This window comes from Exiguobacterium sp. s89 (assembly GCF_018617735.1).
GTDB lineage: Bacteria > Bacillota > Bacilli > Exiguobacteriales > Exiguobacteriaceae > Exiguobacterium > Exiguobacterium marinum.
The window spans coordinates 1-25,074 of the sequence record NZ_JACSKS010000001.1; the positions used below are offsets into that span (position 1 = coordinate 1).

General features: G+C 45.6%; 22 protein-coding genes and 1 other annotated feature. Of the genes, 14 read left to right on the forward strand and 8 right to left on the reverse strand.

Features of this window, described 5'->3' with window-relative positions:
• Positions 1-107: 107 nt before the first annotated feature.
• Positions 108-2,606: a transglycosylase domain-containing protein gene (locus KNO96_RS00005; RefSeq protein ID WP_214701774.1), complete on the reverse strand. Its 2,499-nt coding sequence runs from the start codon at positions 2,604-2,606 to the stop codon at positions 108-110.
• A gap of 169 nt (positions 2,607-2,775) precedes the next feature.
• Positions 2,776-2,977, forward strand: a binding site (T-box leader).
• A 48-nt stretch (positions 2,978-3,025) separates the two neighbouring features.
• On the opposite strand from KNO96_RS00005, the gene tyrS reads away from it, so the two are divergent.
• Together tyrS and KNO96_RS00015 are read left to right on the forward strand one after the other, a co-directional pair.
• Complete coding sequence (tyrS, locus tag KNO96_RS00010; protein ID WP_214701775.1) at positions 3,026-4,273, forward strand: tyrosine--tRNA ligase; 1,248 nt, start codon at positions 3,026-3,028, stop codon at positions 4,271-4,273.
• Positions 4,274-4,373: 100 nt separating this feature from the next.
• Positions 4,374-5,000: a GTP pyrophosphokinase gene (locus KNO96_RS00015; protein WP_026825584.1), complete on the forward strand. Its 627-nt coding sequence runs from the start codon at positions 4,374-4,376 to the stop codon at positions 4,998-5,000.
• Between the two features lie 35 nt (positions 5,001-5,035).
• Here the strand turns inward: KNO96_RS00015 and rpsD are convergent, their stop codons facing one another.
• Positions 5,036-5,635 carry a 30S ribosomal protein S4 gene (gene rpsD / locus KNO96_RS00020; RefSeq protein ID WP_026825585.1) on the reverse strand — a complete coding sequence of 200 codons (600 nt, stop codon included), beginning with the start codon at positions 5,633-5,635 and terminating at the stop codon, positions 5,036-5,038.
• A 222-nt stretch (positions 5,636-5,857) separates the two neighbouring features.
• Positions 5,858-6,340 carry a GAF domain-containing protein gene (locus KNO96_RS00025; protein WP_214701776.1) on the reverse strand — a complete coding sequence of 161 codons (483 nt, stop codon included), beginning with the start codon at positions 6,338-6,340 and terminating at the stop codon, positions 5,858-5,860.
• 235 nt (positions 6,341-6,575) lie between these two features.
• On the opposite strand from KNO96_RS00025, the gene ezrA reads away from it, so the two are divergent.
• Positions 6,576-8,306 carry a septation ring formation regulator EzrA gene (gene ezrA, locus KNO96_RS00030; protein WP_214701777.1) on the forward strand — a complete coding sequence of 577 codons (1,731 nt, stop codon included), beginning with the start codon at positions 6,576-6,578 and terminating at the stop codon, positions 8,304-8,306.
• Positions 8,307-8,380: 74 nt separating this feature from the next.
• On the forward strand, positions 8,381-9,952 hold the full coding sequence (locus KNO96_RS00035; protein WP_214701778.1) for an amidohydrolase: 1,572 nt from the start codon (positions 8,381-8,383) through the stop codon (positions 9,950-9,952).
• Positions 9,953-10,007: 55 nt separating this feature from the next.
• Here KNO96_RS00035 and KNO96_RS00040 read toward each other — a convergent pair whose 3' ends face one another.
• Complete coding sequence (locus KNO96_RS00040) at positions 10,008-10,826, reverse strand: NAD kinase (protein WP_214702815.1); 819 nt, start codon at positions 10,824-10,826, stop codon at positions 10,008-10,010.
• 149 nt (positions 10,827-10,975) lie between these two features.
• Between KNO96_RS00040 and tpx the strand changes: the two genes are divergently transcribed.
• From tpx to KNO96_RS14380, 4 genes are all read left to right on the forward strand, one after another.
• Positions 10,976-11,464, forward strand: a complete 489-nt coding sequence (gene tpx / locus KNO96_RS00045) for a thiol peroxidase (protein ID WP_026825590.1) — start codon at positions 10,976-10,978, stop codon at positions 11,462-11,464.
• A 97-nt stretch (positions 11,465-11,561) separates the two neighbouring features.
• On the forward strand, positions 11,562-12,455 hold the full coding sequence (locus KNO96_RS00050) for a class I SAM-dependent methyltransferase (RefSeq protein ID WP_214699195.1): 894 nt from the start codon (positions 11,562-11,564) through the stop codon (positions 12,453-12,455).
• Between the two features lie 119 nt (positions 12,456-12,574).
• Positions 12,575-13,786, forward strand: coding sequence for an acetate kinase (locus KNO96_RS00055; protein WP_026825592.1), 1,212 nt, complete (start codon positions 12,575-12,577; stop codon positions 13,784-13,786).
• A 407-nt stretch (positions 13,787-14,193) separates the two neighbouring features.
• Complete coding sequence (locus tag KNO96_RS14380; protein WP_026825593.1) at positions 14,194-14,796, forward strand: 3D domain-containing protein; 603 nt, start codon at positions 14,194-14,196, stop codon at positions 14,794-14,796.
• 57 nt (positions 14,797-14,853) lie between these two features.
• On the opposite strand, the gene KNO96_RS00065 is transcribed toward KNO96_RS14380, so the two are convergent.
• Positions 14,854-15,291, reverse strand: coding sequence for a universal stress protein (locus tag KNO96_RS00065; RefSeq protein WP_026825594.1), 438 nt, complete (start codon positions 15,289-15,291; stop codon positions 14,854-14,856).
• Positions 15,292-15,474: 183 nt separating this feature from the next.
• On the opposite strand from KNO96_RS00065, the gene KNO96_RS00070 reads away from it, so the two are divergent.
• Both KNO96_RS00070 and KNO96_RS00075 read left to right on the forward strand, forming a co-directional pair.
• The gene (locus KNO96_RS00070; RefSeq protein ID WP_214701779.1) at positions 15,475-16,200 is read left to right on the forward strand and encodes an SDR family oxidoreductase; all 726 of its coding nucleotides are present in this window, start codon (positions 15,475-15,477) and stop codon (positions 16,198-16,200) included.
• An 11-nt stretch (positions 16,201-16,211) separates the two neighbouring features.
• Positions 16,212-16,934: a metallophosphoesterase family protein gene (locus KNO96_RS00075; protein ID WP_214701781.1), complete on the forward strand. Its 723-nt coding sequence runs from the start codon at positions 16,212-16,214 to the stop codon at positions 16,932-16,934.
• A gap of 48 nt (positions 16,935-16,982) precedes the next feature.
• On the opposite strand, the gene KNO96_RS00080 is transcribed toward KNO96_RS00075, so the two are convergent.
• Positions 16,983-18,080 (reverse strand): M24 family metallopeptidase, encoded by a 1,098-nt coding sequence (locus tag KNO96_RS00080; RefSeq protein ID WP_214701782.1) that lies wholly within the window; start codon positions 18,078-18,080, stop codon positions 16,983-16,985.
• 165 nt (positions 18,081-18,245) lie between these two features.
• Between KNO96_RS00080 and KNO96_RS00085 the strand changes: the two genes are divergently transcribed.
• Complete coding sequence (locus KNO96_RS00085; RefSeq protein ID WP_026825598.1) at positions 18,246-19,556, forward strand: DRTGG domain-containing protein; 1,311 nt, start codon at positions 18,246-18,248, stop codon at positions 19,554-19,556.
• Between the two features lie 38 nt (positions 19,557-19,594).
• Here KNO96_RS00085 and KNO96_RS00090 read toward each other — a convergent pair whose 3' ends face one another.
• Complete coding sequence (locus KNO96_RS00090) at positions 19,595-19,909, reverse strand: YtpI family protein (protein WP_034770953.1); 315 nt, start codon at positions 19,907-19,909, stop codon at positions 19,595-19,597.
• 75 nt (positions 19,910-19,984) lie between these two features.
• Here KNO96_RS00090 and KNO96_RS00095 point away from each other — a divergent pair, with 75 nt between their 5' ends.
• The gene (locus KNO96_RS00095; RefSeq protein ID WP_214701783.1) at positions 19,985-20,953 is read left to right on the forward strand and encodes a DHH family phosphoesterase; all 969 of its coding nucleotides are present in this window, start codon (positions 19,985-19,987) and stop codon (positions 20,951-20,953) included.
• Positions 20,954-20,969: 16 nt separating this feature from the next.
• On the opposite strand, the gene KNO96_RS00100 is transcribed toward KNO96_RS00095, so the two are convergent.
• Positions 20,970-21,161: a YtzJ family protein gene (locus KNO96_RS00100; RefSeq protein ID WP_026825601.1), complete on the reverse strand. Its 192-nt coding sequence runs from the start codon at positions 21,159-21,161 to the stop codon at positions 20,970-20,972.
• 103 nt (positions 21,162-21,264) lie between these two features.
• On the opposite strand from KNO96_RS00100, the gene dnaE reads away from it, so the two are divergent.
• Together dnaE and KNO96_RS00110 are read left to right on the forward strand one after the other, a co-directional pair.
• Positions 21,265-24,432, forward strand: coding sequence for a DNA polymerase III subunit alpha (gene dnaE / locus KNO96_RS00105; RefSeq protein WP_214701784.1), 3,168 nt, complete (start codon positions 21,265-21,267; stop codon positions 24,430-24,432).
• Positions 24,433-24,508: 76 nt separating this feature from the next.
• Positions 24,509-25,063, forward strand: coding sequence for a FadR/GntR family transcriptional regulator (locus KNO96_RS00110; RefSeq protein ID WP_034770955.1), 555 nt, complete (start codon positions 24,509-24,511; stop codon positions 25,061-25,063).
• The last annotated feature ends 11 nt before the right edge of the window (positions 25,064-25,074 follow it).

The window sequence follows — 25,074 nt, forward strand, 5'->3', positions numbered from 1 at the left end:
AAAAACCTGAGCCCGGTGGAATACCGGACGCAGGTTCTAAAGGTCGCCTAACGAAACTATTTAGTGTCTAACTTTTTCGGTTCAGTTCAAATGTGTCGACCTTTTTTTCATTCACCATCCGAATCGGCGTTATCTTCAGCTGATTGATCGGCTTCTTGTTGGGCCTCTTCTTCAGCTTGAGCCTCTTCTTCAGCTTGAGCCTCTTCCTCAGCTTTTTTCTTCGCTTCTTCTTCCGCTTTTTTCTTGGCAGCAGCATCAGCTTCAGCTTTTCGTTTAGCTTCTTCTTCGGCTTTTTTCTTCGCTGCAGCATCGTCAGCAGCTTCTTGTTTCTTCTCTTCAGCTTCTTTCTTAGCTTCCTCAGCCTTTTTCTTGGCTTCTTCTTCTTTTTTCTTCTCTTCCTCTTCTTTTTCTTTCTCTTCTATTTTCTTCTTCTCAGAGAATGAACCAGAATCTGTGAAGTCTTTTGCAGAGACGCTTGAAGGTTGCGAGAAGCGTGCGCTGACGTTTAGTGCTTTAGGGTTATCTGCATATACACGATTCATCGTTTGTGACCAAATGCGTTGCGTTCGCTGATAGTAACGCCCATATTCCCAGCTGTCTAGCATCGAGGCAAGTTGTGAATCATAACCAGACCAGACAGCGAGTGTGACGTTCGGGTTCGATCCAACTAAATAAGAATCGCGTTGAGCGTTCGTTGTACCGGTTTTACCCATCCAGTCGCCAGGGACGTTGAGTAAGGATTGTGCGTATGTCGCAGTACCTGACGTGTAAACATCACGCAACATATCGAGCACGAGATAAGAGGTACGTTCCGTGAAAATACGAGTTTTCTTCGGTTTCGCTTCGTAAATCACTTCACCTTGATATTCGATTTCTTGGATGAAGTAAGGCTCTACATGCTCACCGTAGTTAGCGAGCATCGCATACGACGCTGCCAAATCGATTGGCTTTACTTCTCCTGTACCGAGGGCCATTGCTGATGCGTAACGATTTCCTTCGGATACAGGAATCCCCATATCCACTAGTTTCTGTGTATCGGCAGGTTTTTGATTACGTTCCTCATAAATTTTAACGGCCGGAACGTTCAATGAAAGCTTGAGTGCATCGCGCACTGTGACGACTCCGCGATACGTCTTCCCTTCGTTTTGAACTTGTTTTTTCGGTTGTCCCGGACCAGTGAACTGATAGTAATATTCTTCGTCAATAATTTGAGTGGCTGGTGTGATCATGCCAGCTTCGATTGCGTTTGAATAGACGAGAATTGGTTTTGCAGTCGATCCGATTTGACGTTCAGCCCAGAAAGCACGGTTCAAGTCATCCGTCTTACCGTTGATATATCGACCTCCGACGAATCCAAGTACTTTCCCAGTTTTGTTTTCAATCATAACCGAAGAGGTTTGTTCAGGAAGTGTACGGTCCTCTTCTTCGACATATTGATTCGGACCAAAGTTTCCGGCATTTTTAGCCGGTTGTTGCATCGCTTCGTGCACTTCTTTATCGAGTGTCAAACGGATGTTGAAACCACCTTGACGCAACATGTTATGCGCACGCTTGGCATAAGTGGATTGGACAGAGTCTTTTTCTTTAGAACTCAATTCATCAATTTCAATTCCATCTTGCTCCAATAAATAATCTGTCACAATCTGACGTGCTTGTAGTTCCGCTTCATCAACAACATACGGATATTTGTCACGGGGCTTCGTCTGTGTCTGCATGAAGTCTTGCGTAATGTCATAGTTGTAAGCTGCATCATACTCTTCTTGCGTAATCTTCCCGGCGACGTACATCCGGTTCAATACCGTTTTCATTCGATTGACTGCACCCGATACGTCTTCTTTAATGACACCACCTTGATAGTAGGGTGTATAGAAGAACGGGTTTTTCGGAATCCCGGCAAGAAAGGCGGCTTGAGGGAGCGTTAACTTCTCTGCCGAAGTATTGAATACACCACGAGAAGCTGCTTCAATTCCGGAGATATTGCGTCCCATCGAGTTACGACCGAAAGAGACGACGTTCAAGTAGGCATTTAAAATTTCATCCTTATCCATCGCTTTTTCAAGTCGTAGGGCAAGTAAAATTTCTTTTGCTTTTCGTTCGAACGAAACTTCATTCGTCAACATTTGGTTTTTGATCAATTGCTGGGTGAGGGTTGAACCACCCGTACGATCTTCTGATCCGGTTGCTTCTTGTAAAATCGCGCGTAATGTTGCTTTCGGAACGACTCCGTCGTGCTCGTAGAACTCGACATCCTCTGTCGCAAGAAGCGCGTCGACGACGTAAGGGGATACTTTCTCTACCGGAATCGGGATTCGGACTTCATCGGTCGTATAGTTCCCGATGCGTTCCCCGCTCCCGAAGAAAATATTTGAGGTCGATGTGTACGTATTGATTTGTGACGTCATCGTCTTGTATGCAGGGGTAGGCATATCTTTGACAAGGGATGCGAAATATCCGACACCGATTCCAGCACCTAAAAACCCGATTAACATAACAGAAATGATGGTCAGAAGCAGAACGTTCCACGACACATCATACATAACATTTGCATAGCGACGTACTTTCAATGACGTCGGATTATTCCATAAGTCTCGAATCTTCTGCAGCATGACAGCCTCCTTAAATATGGTGTAAAACTATTTTAGACAGTAATATATTCGATTATAGCACAATTCAACCTACACCTTACCGTGAAACCGATGTCTCGTGCAAGTTTCGATATGGGAGTTGACAAGTCGAAAACGATGCTTATAAAATGAATAACATAGTCAACAATATCATGACGCCTTGAAGAAAGCGAAGTAGTCGGTCGGCCTCTTGTCCAGAAAGCTAGTGGTTGCTGTGAACTAGCCAACGCCAAACGATGAATTACACTTTCAGAGCGTGCCATTAGGCCGGTTCGAGACCGTTATCTCTCGCTCAAAGCGGTCGCATCATATTGCGACAAGTAGGGTGGTACCACGGAATCTCCGTCCCTTCTCATATTGAGAAGGGACGTTTTTTTATGTCAATTGAAGGAGTGGAACAAATGGAACTATTAAAAGATTTAGAGTTTAGAGGGCTTGTCAACCAAATGACAGACGAAGAAGGATTGAAGGAACAACTCAAGGGTCCGACGACGTTGTACACGGGATTTGACCCGACAGCGGATTCGCTTCATATCGGGCACTTATTGCCGATTTTGACGTTAAAACGTTTCCAACAGGCAGGTCATCAGGTCATCGCGCTTGTCGGTGGGGCGACAGGTATGATTGGAGATCCGTCCGGGCGTTCAGACGAGCGTTCTCTTAACACATTGGATACGGTCAAACTCTTTTCGGATCGTATCAAAGACCAGTTAAGCCGATTCCTCCCGCTTGAAGGAGAGAATCCGATCACAATCCGTAACAACTACGAATGGACAGAAGAGATGTCGATTATCGACTTCCTTCGCGATATCGGTAAACATTTCCCGATCAGTTACATGTTAGCGAAAGATTCGGTGGACTCGCGCATGGAGAGCGGGATCTCTTACACTGAATTTTCATACATGTTGCTGCAATCATACGATTTCTTGAAATTATATGAGACTGAAAAATGTCGTCTTCAAGTCGGAGGCAGTGACCAGTGGGGAAACATCACAGCAGGTCTTGAATTGATCCGTCGCTTCGGCCATTCGGAAAAAGCGTTCGGACTCACGGTGCCGCTCGTCACGAAGTCGGATGGTCAGAAATTTGGGAAGACGGCCGGCGGTGCAGTTTGGTTGGATGCTGACAAGACTTCACCGTACGAGTTCTACCAGTTTTGGATTAACGTCGACGATGCCGATGTCATCAAGTTCATCAAATACTTCACGTTCATGTCTCATGAAGAAATCGAAGCACTTGCAGCTGAAGTGACGGAAGCACCGGAGAAACGTGTGGCACAGCGACGTCTCGCAGAAGAGATGACGAAGCTCGTCCACAGTGAAGCAGGGCTTGAGCAAGCTGAACGCATCACGAGAGCATTCTTCAGTGGTGATCTGACATCACTTCAACCGGAAGACATGGAGGACGCATTCAAAGGAATGCCGCAATTTGAACTTGACGGGGAACGTAACCTTGTCGACCTCCTCGTCGAAGCGAAGATTTCACCATCGAAACGTCAGGCACGAGAAGACGTGACGAACGGGGCGATTTACTTGAACGGCGAGCGTGAACAGGCACTTGATAAAGTCATCACGCGTGCTGACACACTCGGCGAATTTACAATCATTCGTCGTGGTAAGAAAAAATACTTTGTGATTCGTCACGTATAATCATCATGTCCGTCCGTTCCTTTTTTGTTGAGGAATGGACTTTTTTAACCCTTTTTCAGCTATGGTGATTTGATAAAATGATGAGGTAGGAGGGATGATAATGGAAATAGAAGAGTTTTTCGGTGATCAGTTCCATCAATGGCGCGAACATTTTCGATACTATGAGATGGCCATCACAGAACTTGAGAGCGACCTCGGGATCATCGACTTAGATTGGCAGACGCGACTCGGGTATTCACCGATTGAACATGTGAAGACGAGGATGAAGACGTTGCCGTCCATCGTACGCAAGATGAGGCGCAAAGAATTGCCGTTAGAAATCGAGGCGCTTTGGGAACATGTGCATGATGTAGCGGGAATACGGATTGTTACGAGCTTCCGAGATGATATATATGCGATTTTACGTCATTTAGAGGCGCGGGATGATTTGGAGATTATCGAAGTCAAAGATTATATCGAGCATCCGAAGCCAAGCGGGTATCGCAGCTTACATCTCATTGTGAAGACAAAAGTCTATTTGGCCGAACGAATTATCTGGGTGCCGGCCGAGATTCAGATTCGGACGCTCGCCATGGATTTTTGGGCAGCGACGGAACATAAGCTTCAATACAAATATCAGCATGCGATACCGGAATCGTCCAAAGAAGAGCTCATTGAGGCTTCTTTTATGGCCGATGCCCTCGACACACAGATGGGACGTATTCGACAAGAAATCTTAAAGAAATAAAAAAATCCCCTTCTCGAAGAAGGGGATTAAAAGCATTAACGTGAGTAGTACTCGACGATGAGTTGCTCTTTGATTTGGTCGTTAAGTTCAGCGCGTTCTGGGAGACGTACGAATGTACCTTCGAGTTTCTCAGCGTCAAACGATACGAAGTCTTTTGTAGCTGGTGCTACTTCAAGAGCTTCAGCGATTGCTTTAACGTTTTTCGATTTTTCGCGAACTGCAATAACTTGACCAGGTTTTACGCGGTAAGACGCGATGTCTACGCGTGATCCGTCAACTGTGATGTGACCGTGGTTGACGAGTTGGCGTGCTCCACGACGTGTGCGAGCGAGACCGAAACGGTAAACGAGGTTGTCAAGGCGTGATTCGAGCAAGAACATGAAGTTCTCACCGTGGATGCCTGGCATTTTACCAGCATCGTTGAAGATGCGGTTGAATTGCTTCTCGTTCACTCCGTACATGTGACGAAGTGCTTGCTTCGCTTGAAGTTGAAGACCGTATTCTGAGATTTTCTTACGACCATTTCCGTGTTGACCTGGTGCGTAAGGACGTTTTACTAATTCTTTACCCGTTTCGCTAAGCGAGATGCCTAAGCGACGCGAGAGTTTCCAAGCTGGACCTGTGTAACGAGCCATGTTTGGACTCCTCCTTGTTGTTCATGTATTTTGCACAAAAGAACAACGGTGTCAAAGACGAGTAACGCCCCTTTCAAGGTGCAAGCACCTTCACTTGATAGCGAAGCTACGAGATGCCCCTCCGACTAAGTCGAGGCCCGAAAGGTGGATACGTTTGTCAGTGACTGCTATCGTCATTTCATGCACAAAGATGAGTATACGATGAAACGTGATGCTTGTCAATCAAATATAGTGAAGTAATGTCTCACAAAAATGTTCGAGTCCTTGACGATCGACTTCGGAGAATCGATTAAATTCAGGGCTGTCGATATCGAGGACGCCGATTGTTTTACCGTCGCGCACGAGAGGGACAACGATTTCCGAGTTTGAAGCTGCATCACAAGCGATATGTCCCGGGAATTGATGGACATCGGCCACAAGCTGAGTTTTTTGTGTAGACGCTGCCGTTCCACAAACGCCTTTTCCAAATGCGATGTGCACACAGGCCGGTAGCCCTTGGAAAGGACCTAAGATGAGACTCTCCTCAGAATTTGTCACATAAAATCCAACCCAGTTGATGCGATCTAAAAATTGATTCAGTAAAGCACTCGCATTAGCTAGGTTAGCCACTTCATTTGTCTCACCTTCTAATAGTGCAGCGAGTTGCTTATTTAATAGTTCATAACCTGCAGCTAAATCACCTGAATACGATGTCGTTTGGAACATAGCAAATCCCCTCCGTCTTTCATGTTTTTAGAATTTAGCATTATGGTACACGCAAATTAGTGATTTGTCTTGCGGAAAAGTTCTGAAAAAATGAACAATCTCCATTGAAACCATTGGAAAACCTATGCAAATCATTGGTTCTATAATATGATTAAGTATATCTATTCTTATAAAATACTTCTTTTTAATATAAGGTACATAAGTCCACGAAAGCGGCTTGGAGGTTGTGACAAAGATGGATTACGGAATTTATGGATTGATCATTGGAATCATCGTCGTCGTATTAGGCGGTATGTTGGGCAGTATGCTCATTCGAAGGAACTTTTATCAAAAAATTGATGACTTGGATATGAGGAAACAAAGTGTGCTCAGTGCGAGCGTACCTGTTGAACTCCAAAAGTTCAAACAATGGCCGATGGAAGGGGAAACAAAGGAAAAGTTTGATCGTTGGCATCAGTCTTGGGATGAGCTGGTCAGTGTGCATACAGGTCAAATTGATGAAGCGTTATATGGAGCTGAAGAAGATCTTGATAAATATCGCTTTATGAAAGTGAAGACCGACTTAAATGCAACAGAGCAACTCATCGAAGAACTCGAGGCGATGGTACACGCCATGCTCGATGAGATGGATGAGTTTACAACACACCACACTTCGCTAATGGATATTGTGAAGCAAGATGAGAAAGAACTGTATCAGTTCCGCAAAACATTGAACTCTCAAAACCATGCATTCGGACCGACTTATGCTCTTGTCGAACAAGAGATTGCAACCGCTGAGGCGAAGCGAAGTGAGATGATCAATTTAAAGCAAGTCGGTCAAGTATCTGAAGCATTTGAAACCGGACAAGCACTTTCGGACAAAGTCGGACATATCCGTGAGTTGATTCGAATCATTCCCCAATTTGTACGAACGGTTCAAGTTGAGTTAAAACAACAACTTCAACAGTTGCGGGCTGGACATAAAGAAATGCAAATGGACGGATATGCGCTCGAACCGCTCGGGCTGATGGATGAAATCGACCAAGCGGAAGAACGTCGTGAGGAACTGATGACTCGAATCGAGCGATTGGAATTCGATCATTTCGAAGAGGACATGCAACAATTGAGTTCGGATATCGACCAACTATTTGAAGCATTCCGAACGGAAGTCGATGCTCGTCAATACGTGAAAAAAGAATTTGCAGCGATTCAGGAACGAGAACGTCAATCCACTGAAATCATGAACAACCTACAAACTGAAATGTCTCGACTCGTCAGTAATTATGAAATCAATGCCCGCGTCGGTGAAGAGTTTGAACAACTAGAACGTGAACTGACGGAGCTTACGGCCAACGTCCTTGATATCGAACAAGCTCTTGTCGCTCAAATGTTGCCGTTTAGCATGATTAAATCTAAAGTGCAGGAAGCGAAACGATCACTCGACCAATTCAATGCGATGCACGAACGGTTCATTGACGACACGAATTCATTAAGAAAAGAAGAACTTGAAGTACGACACAAGCTAGAGACGTGGAAGAAAGAATTGTCTGGCCACCGACGACTTTTGGCAAAAAGTGCGATGCCGGTTGTACCAAGCGACTTGTCGAACGACTTACGTCAACTTCAAAAAGGTGTCCAGTCGTTAGATGAACAGTTCGATAAGGCGCCGTTCAATATGACATACATCGTAGGGCTCAGTCATGACGTGGAAGAAATGATGGACCATTTCCGTGACCGTGTACATGCCCTCATTCGCCAAGTGACGTATGCCGAACAGTTATTACAGTATGCGAACCGTTTCCGTCGTCGTGACAACGAAGTGCACATTGCTCTGACGCTTGCAGAAAATAAATTTTTGCATGGTGAGTACGGTACTGCCGTTGAAATCGGTGAGCGGGTGCTTGGGCGATTTGAAGAAAACGGGGCGCATGAAATTCGTCAACGTGTGGATAAAGGGTTAGAGCAACAAGAGTTACTAAAAAAATAATCGATGCATGAAGATTGACGGAAACGGGAAAAACGTAGACGTCAATCTTTTTTCAATCAAGGAGGAATCGTCAGATGGGTACGTTATGGGTCAATGGGAACATCTATACGTTAAATAAACCAGGTGAGATGATGCGAGCCATGTTTGTAGAGCATGGTCGGGTCTTAAAAATGGGAGAAGAAGGACATCTTCGTCGTACATACGCCGGTCGGATTGAAGAGATTGTGAACTTGGAAGGGAAAAGTGTATATCCAGCCTTCACTGACTCACATATCCATCTCGTCGGCTACGGAGAAGCGTTAGAACGTGTCGATGCAAGCGAAGCGACCAACCTTCGAGAATTACTTGAGACGATGAAACAACAAGGGTCTGGGGACGAATGGATTGTAGCCGAAGGGTTTGATGATCGTTTGCTTGGCGAAATGCCGACGCGAGACATGATTGATGAAGTCATCTCGGATCGTCCTGTCGTCTTGAAGCGTGTCTGTCGTCATGTGGCGGTTGTGAACTCGAAAGGACTTGAACGCCTCGGTTTGATTCATCATACGGTCATCGAAGGTGGGAAACTCGGCCGAGACGAGGAAGGAAAGTTGAACGGCGTCTTATATGATACTGCCTTAGACCTTCTTTATAAAGAACTGAGTGGGAATCGAAAGAAAAATGCTACCTCGCTCCGTCGCGCAATCGATTCATTATTCTCGCATGGCATCGTGGGTGCTCACACCGAAGACTTATTTTATCATGGAGACCCACTTGAGACGATTCAAGCGTACGAGGATGTTTTAGAAGACCTCCCGTTTCAGGCGCATCTTCTCGTTCATGAGCAGGCGGTGGACCGTATTATTCAACAGGATGCGATGACAAAGCGAAAACGGTTTGATTTTGGGGCGATGAAGTTGTTTGTGGACGGTTCGTTCGGTGGACGCACCGCTCTTTTATCCGTTCCTTATGCGGATGATCAAAGTCAGCGCGGAATCGAAGTGCATCGACCGGACCATCTCGAAGCGCTCGTGAAAAAAGCGCGGACGTACGGAATGAATGTGGCGGCACATGTGATCGGGGATGCGGCGGTCGAACAGTTTGTCGGTTTACTCGAAAAATATCCTGCTAAAAAAGGAACGAGAGATCGAATTATTCACGCTTCGCTATTAAATGATTCACTCATCAACCGCATCAAATCGCTACCCGTGTTGATTGACGCACAACCTGTATTTTTATCGGATGATTTAGATATGTTATTCGAACGGTTAGGGAATGAACGCGTTCATGATGTGTATCGGTTCAAATCATTACTAGATACGGGGGCCCTCTTATTAGGAGGAAGTGATGCTCCGATTTCATCCGTCGATGTTCGAAAGGGGTTGTTCGGTGCAGTGACGAGACAGTCGTTCAAAGGGTCGAGCACGCTAAATCCAAACGAACGCCTATCGATGTATGAAGCACTCCGTAGCTTCACTTATTCACCTCATGTTGCAACCGGTACACATGGTAGGAATGGGCTGTTGATTCAAAGTTACAATGCCAATTTCACAGTATGGGATGAGGATTTCTTTAAATTAAGCGGAGAAGACATTCTTCATAATCGTCTCGTCATGACGGTCGTCGAAGGAAAGCCGGTATACGAGGCAGAAGTCATCACATCGTAAACTATTAAAGAGGAGTCGATTCATCCAGGTCGGATGAATCGACTCCTCTTGTTTATTAGAAGAATGAACGTTGTACTTTGTGCCAGAACGAGTTGGTCCGGAGTTTGACGGTCTTGATGACTTGGTCTGAAAGCTCGATATCAATTCGGTCTGTATATTTTAAACTAAGTGCCTCGTTATCCATACCGATGATCGGATAGTCATTTCCGTCTTCGACGATACGAAGCGATAGCTTACGTGAGTCGTGGACGATGAAAGAAGAGCCAAGCGTACGGTATCGATTATTGTTGACCGATGCGATTTCGCTCACTTGCATGCAAGGGATGAGTGGATCGACGACCGCACCGCTCAATGATTTGTTATAGGCAGTCGAACCGGTCGGAGTCGAGACCACCATTCCGTCCCCACGGAATGTTTCGAAATGTAAGTCGTCGATATATACCTCGATGGCAAGTGATTTGATGATACTAGATTTAATCGAAGCTTCATTTAAACAGAGAAGCGGTTTCGATTCGTTGATTGATGAAGAGAGAAGCGGATACTTCCGTACTTCGATGCCTTCTTCGATCCGTGTCGAGTTGTCTGAGAAGAGTCGGTCAACTTCATCGAGTTTATGTATATCAAAATCACAATAAAACTCGTTCAATCCGCGTCCGAATCCGACATAAATGGCATCTTGACGGAAACCGGTGTAACGAACAGCCTGCAAGAATGCGCCGTCCCCGCCGACTGCTGCGATAATGTTCGCGTCCTCAGGTTGATTCACGATGTTAAATCCGTGTTTTTCTCCAATTTCTTTTAACTTTTTCACTTCTTTAGTGAATTCGTTGACGTTACGATGGTACAAATAGACGTTGTTTCTCATCTGAGTCATCCCCTTTGTCAATGGTGTCTCCTTTATTATAACGTGTTTCTTCTGACCAATATAGGGAAAACTGAAACAGAGCCAAAAGCAGGAAGTTTGTCAAAGGCTCGAATTCATCGATATGATGAACAAGTAACTACAACAAAGGGGATGAGTTTATGCCAACATTTAAAGGGAACAACGTGACATTACAAGGGAATCCAGTGAAAGTGGGAGACGAAGCTCCTGATTTCCGTGTTTTAACGACCGCTTTAGAAGAAGTGACATTAGCAAGTTACCCGGGTAAAAAACTGATCAGCGTCATTCCTTCGATTGATACAGGCGTATGTGACGCACAAACGCGTGAATTCAATGAGAAAGCTTCTTCACTTGGCGGAACGGTCTTGACCGTGTCGAACGACTTACCATTCGCACAGCGCCGTTGGTGTTCAGCATCTGGTCTAGATAACGTGGTCACACTCTCCGACCACCGCGATCTTTCATTCGCGAAAGCGTACGGAGTCTTAATTGAAGAAATGCGTCTTCTCGCACGTTCTGTGTTCGTCGTCGATTCAAATGGAACTGTGAAGTATGTTCAATATATGGATGAAATGACAGATGAAGTCGATTTTGAAGCGGCATTACAAGCGTTCGAACAAGCGAATTGATTCGTTTGGCGAAATTGATTAAAATAGCTTACACTAGTATGTGAACCGACCGGTCCTCTTATGGGGGCCGGTTTTGTATGGAAAGGATGAACGAAAAATGGAACGTTTTGAACAACTGTATCGTGATTGGAAAACAGAAGCGAAAAAGCTCGTCAACGACTTAGATGTATTACCGATTGAGGCGCTTGTACAAGTGTTTGACCACGTCGAAATTGAAAAAGAAAAAATGGATGATGTGCGCAAAGCCATCAGCTTGCTCGTGCTTGAAGAAACGACACAACTTCCGCTGAACAATCAACCGACACCAGATGCGGTCAGTTTGTTCATAGGCTACTTGGCAACAAAGCTACTTAAGGACGAGGCGACAATCCTTGATCTTGGTAGCGGAACGGGTACACTATCGCATGCCGTCCTTTCTCAGTTGAAAGATGCGACAGCGCAAGCAGTCGAAGTCGATGAATTGTTACTCCGCCTTTCCTATTCTATAAGTAACTTATTAGGGGAGCCGGTATCGTACTTCCATCAAGACGCCCTCGCTCCTCTATTTGTCGAGCCGAGCGATCTTTCGATTGCCGACTTACCAATCGGGTATTATCCGAACGATGAAGTCGCCGCCGAATATGATATGGAGCGAGAAGAAGGTCATTCGTACTCTCATTTTCTTATGATGGAACAAGCGATTCGTCATACGAAACCGGGTGGTCATGGATTGTTTGTCATTCCGAACAATTTGTTTGAACAGGATGATGAAGGGAAATTAAAACAATGGATGGACCGCGAGGCCGTCGTCAAAGGGGTCATCCAGCTCCCGACAACGATGTTTAAAGATGAACGTTATGCGAAAAGTTTGTTGCTCCTTCAAAAAGTAGGGGAAGGCGTCACGCGTCCGAAACAAGCACTATTTGTTGAACTTCCATCGTTCACAGATGTAAGAGCAGTTGCCAATGTGGTGAAACAGATTGACGAATGGTTCAAAACAACACAAAAATAATGGACAAAATACTTGAAAAAGGTATGCAAAATCAAGTATCTTCATTATGATACAGTTATCAGTTTTAAATTGAACAGATAAATAAAAGCGTTTAAAACGAAAGTTAAGAGGTGTATGACATGACGAAAATTATGGCAGTCAATGCTGGTAGTTCATCGCTCAAGTTCCAGTTACTCGAGATGCCTTCTGAAGAGTTGCTCGCAGTCGGACTTGTTGAGCGTGTAGGGAAAGAAGATGCAATTTTTACAATCAAGTATGGTGAAGGACAGAAGTTCAACGTGGTCACGCCACTTCACACACATAAAGAAGCGGTTGAATTGGCGTTGGAGAAATTAATCGAACTCGATATCATCCAATCGTTCGACGAGATTTCTGGCGTAGGTCACCGTGTGTTACACGGAAAAGAGTTGTATGCTGATTCGGTCGTCATCGACGAAGAAGTGATGAAGAATATCGAGTCTTTCACAGAGCTCGGACCACTTCACATCCCGCCGAACTTGACTGGGATTCGTGCTTTCCAAACAATCTTGCCAAATGTTTCACAAGTTGCAGTGTTCGATACGGCATTCCACCAGTCGATGCCAGAAGAGAACTTCTTGTACAGTCTTCCGTATGAATACTACACAGAACACGGTGTTCGAAAGTATGGTTTCCACGGTACTAGCCACAAGTATGTCACACAACGTGCGGCAGAACTTCTCGGCCGTCCGCTCGAAGATTTACGTTTAATCTCATGTCACCTAGGTAGCGGTGCATCAATCGCAGCCGTCGCAGGTGGTCGCTCAATCGATACAACAATGGGCTTCACACCACTAGAAGGAATTACAATGGGAACTCGTTCAGGTTCATTGGACCCTGCGCTCATTCCCTTCTTGATGCAAAAAACAGGGAAGTCTGCTGAAGATGTGTTGAATGTCATGAATAAAGAGTCCGGTGTTTATGGTCTTTCTGGTATTTCAAGTGACTTGCGTGACATCGAGCAAGCTGCTGCAGAAGGTAACCATCGTGCAGAAGTTTCGTTGAAAATCTTCTCGAACCGCATTCATGGTTATATCGGACAATATGCCGCTGAAATGAATGGTGTCGACGCCATTATCTTCACAGCAGGTGTCGGTGAGAACTCTGACGTCATCCGTGAGCGTATCCTTCGTGGTCTTGAATTTATGGGAGTGTACTGGGATCCTTCACTTAACAGCGGTGCACGTGGTAAAGAATTGTTCATCAACTATCCACACTCGCCAGTTAAGGTCATCATCATCCCGACAAACGAAGAATTGGTTATCGCACGGGACACGGTTCGCATCGCGAACCTCGTCGAAGAACACGCATAAAATAAATCTGCCCCACGTTACTTCAAGTAATGTGGGGATTTTTTTAGGTCTTTTTTCCTAATTAAACGAAGCGTGAATAGGAAAAAGGATTTTTTGTATGTAACATAAGGCGTATTATTTTGATTGTTTTGTAATGTTTGAGTCATGAACGAACCATTTATTGGATGTTAATTATATAAAAATCTCTCTTTCGTTACAGACGGTCGGTTCAACGTAACAAATCGTTCGTTTTGACATCAATTTGTAATGTTCGTGTCACTCAAATGAACAGGAAGTGTAACGGCACTAACGGATATTTCATCATATAGTTATTTGGACGAAATATTCATTAGAGCACAAAGTTCATCTGTCATATAAGTGATGATATCGAATCTTAAACAAATTGACGAAGAGAGGACGAAAAACGTATGTTGAAAAAAATCATGACGCTATTACTTCTCGCCATCGCCGTGTTTGCATTTGCCTTACCAACTTCACCAGTGGAAGCAGCTACAAAAAAAGTATATGTTGCAACGAAATCAGGATCGAAATTGGTATATGCAGAGGGGAAATCGAATGCACGAGTGATTGGGAAGATTAAGGCGAGTGATCGTCTTCAACGAACGGGCTCTCGAGGTGCTTGGATTCGCGTGAACTATAATGGGAAGGCCGGATGGATCCCGACAAAAAACTTACGGACGGTGAGTGCTCCAAAACCAATCAAACCAGCAAGCGTTAAAACATATACGATGAAAGCATCGGCATATACTCCGTATTGCAGGGGATGTTCTGGTAAAACGGCACTCGGTTGGAATGTCCGCACTCAAAAGCGTAACGTCATCGCAGTGGACCCTCGTGTCATTCCACTCGGTACTAAAGTTCAAGTATACGTGGGAAGCAAGTTGTTAGGCACATATACAGCGGCTGACACAGGCGGCGCGATTAAAGGGAATAAAATCGATATCTTAATGTACTCACACAGTGCTGCGATTCAATTTGGTCGCAAAACGGTTACCGTAAAGGTGCTATAATTCCACATAAAAAGGGTCTTGCGATTGCGCAAGACCCTTTTTAAAATAAATGAACAGTTATTGGCGGACGATGAGAACGTCACACTTCGCATAACGGACGATGCTCTCAGATACGCTTCCGATAAAGAATCGTTCGACCGCGTTCAAACCGGTCGCGCCACAAATAATAAGGTCAATATCATGGTTAGGCGCAATCTTTTTAGAGATAGTTACTTTAGGGGAACCATATTCTATTACGGTTTCAACTTCTTTTACACCACGTTCTTTAGCTCGATTCACATAGTCTTCAAGCAATTCTCTGGCATATGTCTCAGCACGTTCAGTGATTGTCCGATCGTATGCTTCGACAGTCGCAAACGTTCGTGTATCAATGACGTGACCGACGTACAGTTTTCCTTCGTTACGAATCGCGACATCGATTGCTGTCTCAAATGCGCGTTCCGCCTCTTTAGAGCCGTCAACGGCAGATAAAATGTGTTTGTATACAATTGCCATGTGAATCCCAACCTTTCGCTCGAAATATACGTTCGGCTTACATATATAGTATACCACTTCTTTCAGTTTTCACGCTTTTTCGTTATGAAAATGAGTGAATTTTTTCATGATGTCGTTCACGACATGTCCAAGTTTGGAATTCGTGTGTTAGAACGGGTAAAATAAGGCGGAGGAGGTAAGGCGATGAAACATGTGATGATTACATCTGGTGCGAAAGGAATCGGTCGCGTCGTGACAGAACGTCTTATACAAGATGGTTGGTACGTCAGCATCTTGCAACGAAACCCAATCGACTGGGAGCACGAACATATACATATGATCGAGGCGGGATTGACGGACCGCGAACAACTGCTCTCGGCCTATGAGGAAGCGGTCGAACGCTTTGGTGAACCGGACGCCTTGATTTTAAATGCAGGTCCATACATCTTTGAGCGCAAGCCGCTCGTTGAGTTGACGGATGAAGAGTGGGACGAAGTGCTCACCGGCAACCTATCTGCCTCATTTTGGTTGATGCGACGTGCGATTCCTTCAATGCGAACGAATCGGTTCGGACGCATCATCTCTTATGGTTTTCCGGAGAGTGGGTCGGCACCTGGTTGGATTCATCGTTCTGCGTTCGCTGCTGCAAAGACGGCGCTCGTCAGCTTGACGAAATCGGTCGCGTTAGAAGAGGCCCCGTTCGGAATTACGGCGAACATGGTCAACCCGGGAAATATCGTCGGGTCTCAAAAAGAGATGCGAATCGAGGAAGCTGAAGTGGATGAAGGAACGCCAGTAGGCCGGCACGGTACGGGAGAAGATATCGCCCGTCTGATTTCCTTCTTGTTACAAGAAGAATCGGATATGATCACTGGTGCCGTCATCGATGTGACAGGCGGGGTCAACGTCGTGCATCAGTATCGGAAGTGAGGAGTAGAAGGATGAAGATTGGGATTGTGACGGATGTTCACGGAAATCTAGAAGCGTTACAGGCGGTGCTTCACGCAATGGATGCACAACGAGTTGACGTCGTTTGGTCACTTGGTGATATGATTGCGATGGGACCGGACTCCAATGCGGTCATGGAGCGATTGCTGGAACGGGGAGCGCATATGATTTCTGGAAATCATGACGAAGCAGTCATCTCGCTTTTGGCTGGACACGGTCACCCAGACAGTTACGCCCATACGCGTCCTCATCATGAGTGGGTCGCGCGTCACCTTGATACGAACTATATGGACGTATTGGAGTCGCTACCTCGAACGATCACTACCGAGTTAGCGGGGCAAACGGCATTCGGTATCCACTACCACATCCCTAATGAGAAGTGGGAAGCCACGATCGTCGAAGAACCATTTCACGATATTCTTGAACCAACACTTGAAAATATGCAACGACTATACGGTGAATACGCTGGAGATGTCATCTTATTCGGACATCACCATCCCGTTCATTTGTTTGAAGATGATACGAAATGCTATGTCAATCCCGGTGCGCTCGGTGTTGCGCGGGATGAACTTGCTCGCTTTGCTATATTGTCAGAAGGAGAGACCGGAATCCGACTTGATTTAAAAGCAGTCCCCTACGATAAACGTACATTTTTAGAAAAGATGGAACGCCATGAGGTTCCTCAACGAGATGTCATGATGCGCTTATTCTATTAAAAGAAGTCATGTAAAAAAGTGCGATCCTTGAATGGACCGCACTTTTTGTCATTCAATCTCTTGCAGTGTTTTGGGATAGCTCGTCAATGTGATCGGACCGCTCTCGGTCATAACGAGGTCATCTTCGATGCGGACCCCGCCGACTCCTGGTAAATAGATCCCTGGTTCGACTGTGAAAGTCATACCGACTTGGGCGGTCGTGTCATTGTTCGCTGCCATCGATGGGTGTTCATGCACTTCGATTCCGATTCCGTGGCCAATTCGATGGGTGAAGTATTCGCCATATCCGGCAGATGTAATGACTTGACGGGCTGCAATATCGATTGCACCGAGTGTCGTTCCGACATTCGCCATCTCGATTGCTGCTTCTTCAGCTTGTAGAACCGTTTCATAAAGTTCACGTTGTTTCTTACTCGCTTCGCCGAAAACGACTGTACGTGTGATATCGGAGCAATATCCTTGCCAGACGACACCGAGGTCAAACAATGCGAAATCTCCTTTTTTCAAACGGTTATTGCCCGGCACACCATGAGGGTCAGCGCTATTCTCGCCGAACAATACGAGCGTATCGAATGACATTTCACGAACCCCTTGCTGTTTCATGGCGTACTCGATGTCGGCGATGACTTCGAGCTCAGTCACGCCTTCGCGCAGGGAGCGAATCCCAGCTTCGATTGCCATATCTGCTAGCTCAGCAGCCCGTTTCATAACGCGAACTTCATCCGGTGATTTGATCATACGTAACGTTTGAAGTTCGTCAGTCAAATCAATGATAGACAAGCCGGCAAAACCGGCGCGGAGTTGTTCGACTCGATTGAATGTCAAATGCTCCCCTTCGATACCGATTCGTTCAGGAACGATTTGGTTGTCGAGGAATAACTTAACGATTTTGTCCCATGGATTCTCATGATCCATATACGTCACGATCTCACCTGACCAGTCACTCGCTTCGACGATCCCTTTTTCAAGAGCAGGGCAGATAATGGCAGTTGTCCCGTTCTTTAAGACCAAGACGGCGATTAATCGTTCATGGGCTTCCGCATATACTCCCGAGAAATAAAATACGGACGCTTTCGATGTAATAAATGCCGCATCTAAGCCTTTTGTTGCTAGAGATTGTGCAATTTGATTAGTGCGTTGATTCAAGATGAATCCCTTCCCTTCTACCTCTTACGTTGACTTCTCGTCTATTATAGCTGTTTCGGAAACAGAAAGGAAATGTTCCAATTTTATTGGTACAGTTTGAACATGTTTGACTGATACAGTATAATGAACATAGTAGAAAATGTATTGAGAGAAGGGACTCCGCGTATGACCACAAAACATGAACAGATCATAGCACATATCGAATCACTCGATGTTGGGTCAAAAATATCGGTCCGTCAAATTGCAAAAGAATTGGCTGTGTCTGAAGGTACGGCTTACCGGGCCATCAAAGAAGCTGAGAACCTGGGCTTCGTTTCTACCATTGAACGTGTGGGGACGATTCGAATCAAGCGTAAACAAAAAGAGAATATCGAGAAACTCACATTTGCTGAAGTCGTTAATATCGTGGATGGACAAGTGTTAGGTGGACGGAACGGATTGCACAAGACGCTATCAAAATTTGTTATCGGTGCTATGAAGCTTGAGGCGATGATGCGATATATCGACGTCGACTCGCTTGTCATCATCGGGAACCGAGAAAAAGCGCATGAACTTGTCTTACAATCAGGCGGGGCTGTGTTGATCACGGGTGGGTTTGATACGACGGACGAAGTGAAGCGAATGGCAGATAAGTACGACATGCCTGTGATTTCTACATCGTATGACAGTTTTACCGTCGCTACGATGATCAACCGCGCCATTTATGACCGACTGATCAAGAAAGAGATTTTACTTGTTTCGGACATTGTCATCCCACTCCATGACACGTTTTATTTGAAGGCTGATGACACTTTGAAACGTTGGCATGAATTGAACGAACGGACGAAGCATAATCGTTATCCGGTCATCGATGAACAGATGAAAGTGGTCGGTGTGATTACTGCGAAGGATGTGATTGACAAATCACATGATCATGATATCGAGAAGGTCATGACAAAAAGTCCGATTACGGTCGGGGTGCAGACTAGTGTGACCAATGCGGCGCACCAGATGGTTTGGGAAGGGATTGAGATGCTTCCTGTCGTCGATAACTACGGGCGCCTCCTCGGCATCATCAGTCGTCAGGATGTACTGAAGGCGTTGCAGCTGGCGAACCGTCAACCGCAAGTCGGCGAAACGTTCGATAATATGATCACGAATCAACTAAAGGAAGACCCTGCATCGAACGGAACGGCCTTCACGGTTGAAGTCGCACCACAAATGACGAGTCATATGGGGACCGCCTCTTCTGGTGTGTTGACGACCTTGTTGGTAGAAGGGGCGACGCGTAGTCTGCGTCACATGAAAAAAGGGGACCTGGTGGTGGAGAACATCACAGTTTATTTCATGAAACCAATTCAGATTGAAAGTCAGATTCGGGTGTCTGCGAACGTCTTCGACCTTGGGCGAAAGTTCGGGAAAGTCGACGTAGAAATGACACAAGGTACACAACTTGTTGCCAAGGCACTCGTCACGGCACAATTGATTGATCGTTAACGAAAAGAGCACCTGCTACATTTGTAGCGGTGCTCTTTTTATGAAGGTGTATTCGTAGGTTCTTCCGCGGCGTGCGGATAGATTTTTCGGTAACGTATAAATCCGACAATCGCATTACCCAAGCCAACGACCAACATGACGATACTGACAATCCAACCGACAGTCGAATTCAGTCCGAATCCACCAACCATTTGGTTCGCAGCGAATAACGCAAGGAATAAACTTAACCAGATTAAAGCTTGTGTGTTGAACAAAGCCTTACGGTTTGGCGTCTTTGTCAAAAAAGCACGGCGCTTGAAGACAAGGTACGCTCCGAGCGCGAACAAAATGAGTCCAATCATGACAAGTTGCAAGTGAAGGAACCCCTTTCTATCTCATAATCTGTTATCATCATACCATAATAGTGTGTAGGAAAGTGAGGAATCATCATGACGCAATGGCACGAAGCGGATACAATCAAATCCGAAATAGAGAAGGCAAGCACCATTTTCATTCACCGCCACGTCCGACCGGATCCTGATGCATTAGGGAGTCAGCTTGGGTTACAGCGTATTTTAAAATCGGTTCATCCGGAAAAACAAATTTATGCGGTCGGTGGTATGGTTCCTGACCTCGAGTTTTTAGGGAAGATGGAGCACGTCGAGGAAGAGATGTACCGGGACGCGCTCGTCCTCATTTTGGATACGGCAAATCAAGAGCGAATTGATGGACCTTTTGCGTTGAATGGTAAGTCGATCATCAAAATAGACCACCACCCTGATGAAGACCCGTATGCGATGACACAAATTGTAGACACATCGGTCAGCTCAACGTCTGAAATGATTGTGGAGCTTGCCAATCTTTGGGGTTATCCAATCGATCAAGAAGCGGCATTTTTACTTTATGCCGGAATCGTGGGCGACACGGGGCGCTTCCAGTTCCGAAATGCAACGGCGCGAACGTTTGAAATTGCTTCGTCGCTCATTGCAAAAGACATCGACACAAACAAGTTGTATCGCCAAATGTATAAGACCAACTTAGCGACTCTTCAATTACAAGGTTACGTGCTACAGCATGTCAACGTCACTGATGAAGGTGTCGGTTATGTGAAGATTGACAAGGATGTACTAAGGGCGTTTCATGCTTCCCCAGAAGCGGCGTCTCAACTCGTCAATAGTTTTTCGGGTCTTGAAGGATTGAAATGTTGGGTCATGTTCGTAGAGAACAAAGAAGAGATTCGTGTTCGGATTCGTTCTAAAGGCCCTGTCATCAACGAAGTGGCTAAACGATACCGTGGAGGTGGCCATCCGATGGCGGCTGGAGCTACGGTTGATACGTGGGAAGAGATGGATGACGTCATTGCTGCTCTGAATGAAGTAGCGGACGGATTCACGTTTGAAGAAAATGAAGAGAGCTGACCGCGGTCAGCTCTCTTCATTTGTCTCCATTTTCTTTTGGAATGAACCATGTGCCGCGGTCGGTCACGTCTTCGACGACATCGAGTTGATACTCTGTAATATACTTTCGAAGCCGGTCGATGATTTCCGGACTGTCCGCAAAAACGGTTTGGCCGTTCTGTAATTTCTCTAACTTATCGCGTGCAATCTGTCCCCGATTGATAATCATACGCTTTTACCCCCTTTTGTCGTGAGTTTTGTCTATAATTATTGTATCAGAGAAGTGATGAATTGAGTTTGACAATTCAATTGATATAGAAAGGAGGACAACGATGATTCATCTGAATGTCAGAACTGCTTATAGCTTACTACAAAGTACAATTCGACTAGAACAATACGTCTTGCAGATGACCGAGCGTGGAAGTCGTTCAGTTGCGATTGCAGATGATGCCTTTTATGGTGTCCCGACATTTTTATCCTATTGTAAACGATATGGGGTGAAACCGCTCATTGGACTGAGGACAATCCTCCGTTTAGACGGACTAGATGTTTCGGTGCTTGCATATGCGTCGAACGAAGCAGAGCTTCAGGAACAATATCGAATCATCAAAACGGGAGGAATTGAAGACCGAACGACGATGCCGCTCATTATCCTTCCTGAAAATTGGAAGGCGAATGATCCGGTTCATCGGCGTCGCCTTTATCATCAACTGCTCTCCTATGTAGATGAAGATAAGCTCTGGCTCGGACTCCCAGCACCTCAGACGACTGAGCAAGTGCAAGTGTTGAAGCAACTTCGTCTCATGCGCGAAGAGCTTGCTGTTCAATTGATTCCTGCCCCTGAAACAAGGTATATGCGACCGGAGGATATAGAAGGGTTTCGAGCCGTCTCTGCCATTCGTGAGGGGGATGTGATGTCGAATGAAGACGTGCGACAAAAAGGGTTACATGTCCGTCTTCCGAGCGAGATGAACGACTGGTTCACAATAGAAGAGTTAGCGGAACTCAATCGATTTGAATCACGTATTCAACTCGATCAACTTCCTCGTGCGGAAGGGGCGATTCCAGAACTGCCTGATGCTGATCAAAACTTGAATCGACTGGTGGGTGAACGTCTGAAATCGATGGAACTCTTAAAGGAACCTTATATCGAGCGTGCAAAGTTCGAACTGGATGTCATTGCAAAGACCGGATTTTCTTCCTATTTTTTGATTGTCGAAGACATCATTCGATTCGCCCGAGAATCTGGTATTGAAGTGGGACCGGGTCGGGGATCGGCGGCAGGTTCACTCGTTAGTTTTGCCCTCCATATTACAGAAGTCGACCCGGTTCATTACGGATTGTTATTTGAACGATTTTTAAATCCTGAACGCGTGTCGATGCCAGATATTGATTTAGACTTTGAAGATGAGCGTCGAGAAGAAGTCGTATCGTACGTGTTGTCAAAATACGGGGAAACGCATGCGGCACAAATCGGGACGCTCGCGACGTTTGGAGCAAAGGCAGCGATTCGAGACGTCGCCAGAGCGCTCGGCATGACATTAGAAGAAGGGCAGGCTGCGAGTAAACAAGTGAAATCGGGTGGGTTAGACGAATTGATATCGAACCCGAAACAGATGAAATGGTTCGCTGGTAGTCAAAAGCGGCAGCAATTGTTACAAATTGCGAAGCAGTTAGAAGGTTTGCCTCGCCAATCATCGGTTCACGCGGCCGGTATCGTTCTTAGTCGCCAGCCGATTGAAGAAGTGACGCCGCTCCAACCTGGAATAGAAGAGTATGTAACACAATATAATATGAAGGATTTGGAAGAGGTCGGGCTGCTGAAAATCGATTTACTCGGGTTGCGGAACTTGAGTCGCTTACGAAAGATGGAAGATTTGATTCGAGAAAGTGATGCCCTGTTCTCACTGAAAACCATTCCGTTACACGATGCCCGGACATATCGTTTGTTAGCTAAAGGAGAGACAAATGGCATCTTCCAGTTCGAGTCGACTGGGATGAAACAAGCGCTTCGGCAAGTGAAGCCAACTGAGTTTGAAGATATCGTTGTGACGATGTCACTCTATCGCCCGGGACCAATGCAGTTCATCGAAACGTATGCCAAACGAAAGCATGGTTTGCCTTACCAACAAATTCATCCAGCCGTAGAAGACGTCATGAAACCTACGTACGGGGTACTCGTTTATCAAGAACAGGTCATGAGACTACTTCGAAAGCTTGGAGGTTATTCATACGCTGAGGCGGATTTGGTCAGACGAGCGATTGCTAAAAAAGATATTGGCACGATTGAGCGAGAACGGGAACGATTTTTAAAACAGGCAGAAAAGAATAACCGGGATGTGTTGACGCAAATTTTTTCTTGGATTGAAAAGTTCGCGGGATATGGATTCAACCGATCCCACGCTGTCGCCTACAGTTTGATCAGCTACCGGTTGGCTTATGTCAAAGCACATTTCCCTCGTGTCTTTCATGTGGTGACATCGGAAAAGACGAGTGAACTCGTCAGATTGTTGCGAAAAGATCAAATTCCGGTGTATCCACCAGACGTCTTACACGGTCACGCCGAGGCGACGCTTGAAGGACCTGGCGTCCGACTCGGGTTAAAAGCAATCCAAGGCTTGACCAAACGTGATGTCGAACGTCTGATTGAGCTGAATGGGCAATTGAAAGATGTCAGAACTCTTCAAGAAGCTATGGAGTGGAAGAATAAAGACCAGTTTAAATTACGTCGTTTACTTGGTGCGGGCGCGCTCGACCGGATGTATCACGGCGACCGGACAAGTGCTTTTGAAGCAGTCGAACGTTTGCGAGAAGAGGCAGGAACGCATTTTTTGCCCGACGAACTGTCATCGCTTGGACTCAAACAGAAGAAAGTAAAAGAACCAAATTGGTCTGAAGAAGAGAGGGAAGCGCTCGGAACATGGGTGGTGCACTCTCCACTGACCGCTATTTCGAATGTTGGGATTGAACCGTCTACAATTGACAACATCATAAACGGGACGAATGGTTACCTTATCGTTTACGTAGATGACGTACGCACATTTCTAACAAAAAAGCAGGAACGAATGGGAATCATCATGGTTGACGATGGTATGACACAAGAAGAAGTCGTCGTATTTCCACGAACATTTAGTCAATTCGGACGCTCCCTTTATGTCGGTAATATTTTATTGCTTGAGGTTCATACGAATGAACGCGATGGACGAAAACAACTGATTGTCGAACGGATACGTCCGTTGCATGGGCAGGCATTGTTTGTAAGGCTTACATCAGATCGATTCCCCGAACTCGAAGAGTGGATACAACGTGCTCAGGGAGATGTCCCGGTTGTCTGTCGATTCACGGATTCAAAGGAAGTGAAACAGTTGGCGTCAGCCTACTCAATCAACCCGAATGAGGAGTACGTGGCTGAGGCGAAGAAAAAATTCGGCGAAGAAAATGTTGTGTTAAAACGAATCGATACGAAAATGGATGGTCCGAAAACTAGTACCAAGTCCTAAAAAGTGATATAATCGTACTAATTGGTCTGACCACTTGAGTGTGATAAGTGATTCAAAAAGGGAGTTGAACGGTCAGATGCATGAAAAATACGCATCCTCATTTCACGAAAATATTTCAAAAATACGAATGTTAATCGTTCAATCGTCTTTAGTTCCAGGTGATCGGCTTCCGTCCGAACGTGAACTCGCCGAAACACTGTCGATTAGCCGTGCTTCTGTTCGCGAAGCGTTACGAGCATTGAGCTTTTTAGGCATCGTGGAGACGAGACGTGGTGGTGGCACATTTTTATGTGAACAAGACCGACACCGTTACATTGAGATTTTATCAGAGTTCATTGTGACCAAACAGACGAAAGAGTCCGATATTATCGAGATGCTTCGCTTGTTAGAACGAATGGCGTTTTCAGAAGTTGAACCGACAATGGAACGGCTGACTCAATTAGAAGCCGTGATTGATAATGATCGATCGTTTCGTCAGCAAATCATCTTTCAATTAAAGAATGAATTGTTTATTCGAATTTGGAGCGAACTCAATCGATTTTTTGACGGACTAGACGCTGGAGATCTATATACCCTCGAGGAACGAAAACGATTTCTCGAGATGTGGCGTGGAATGGGGATGCCGGAATGAACGAGGGGGAA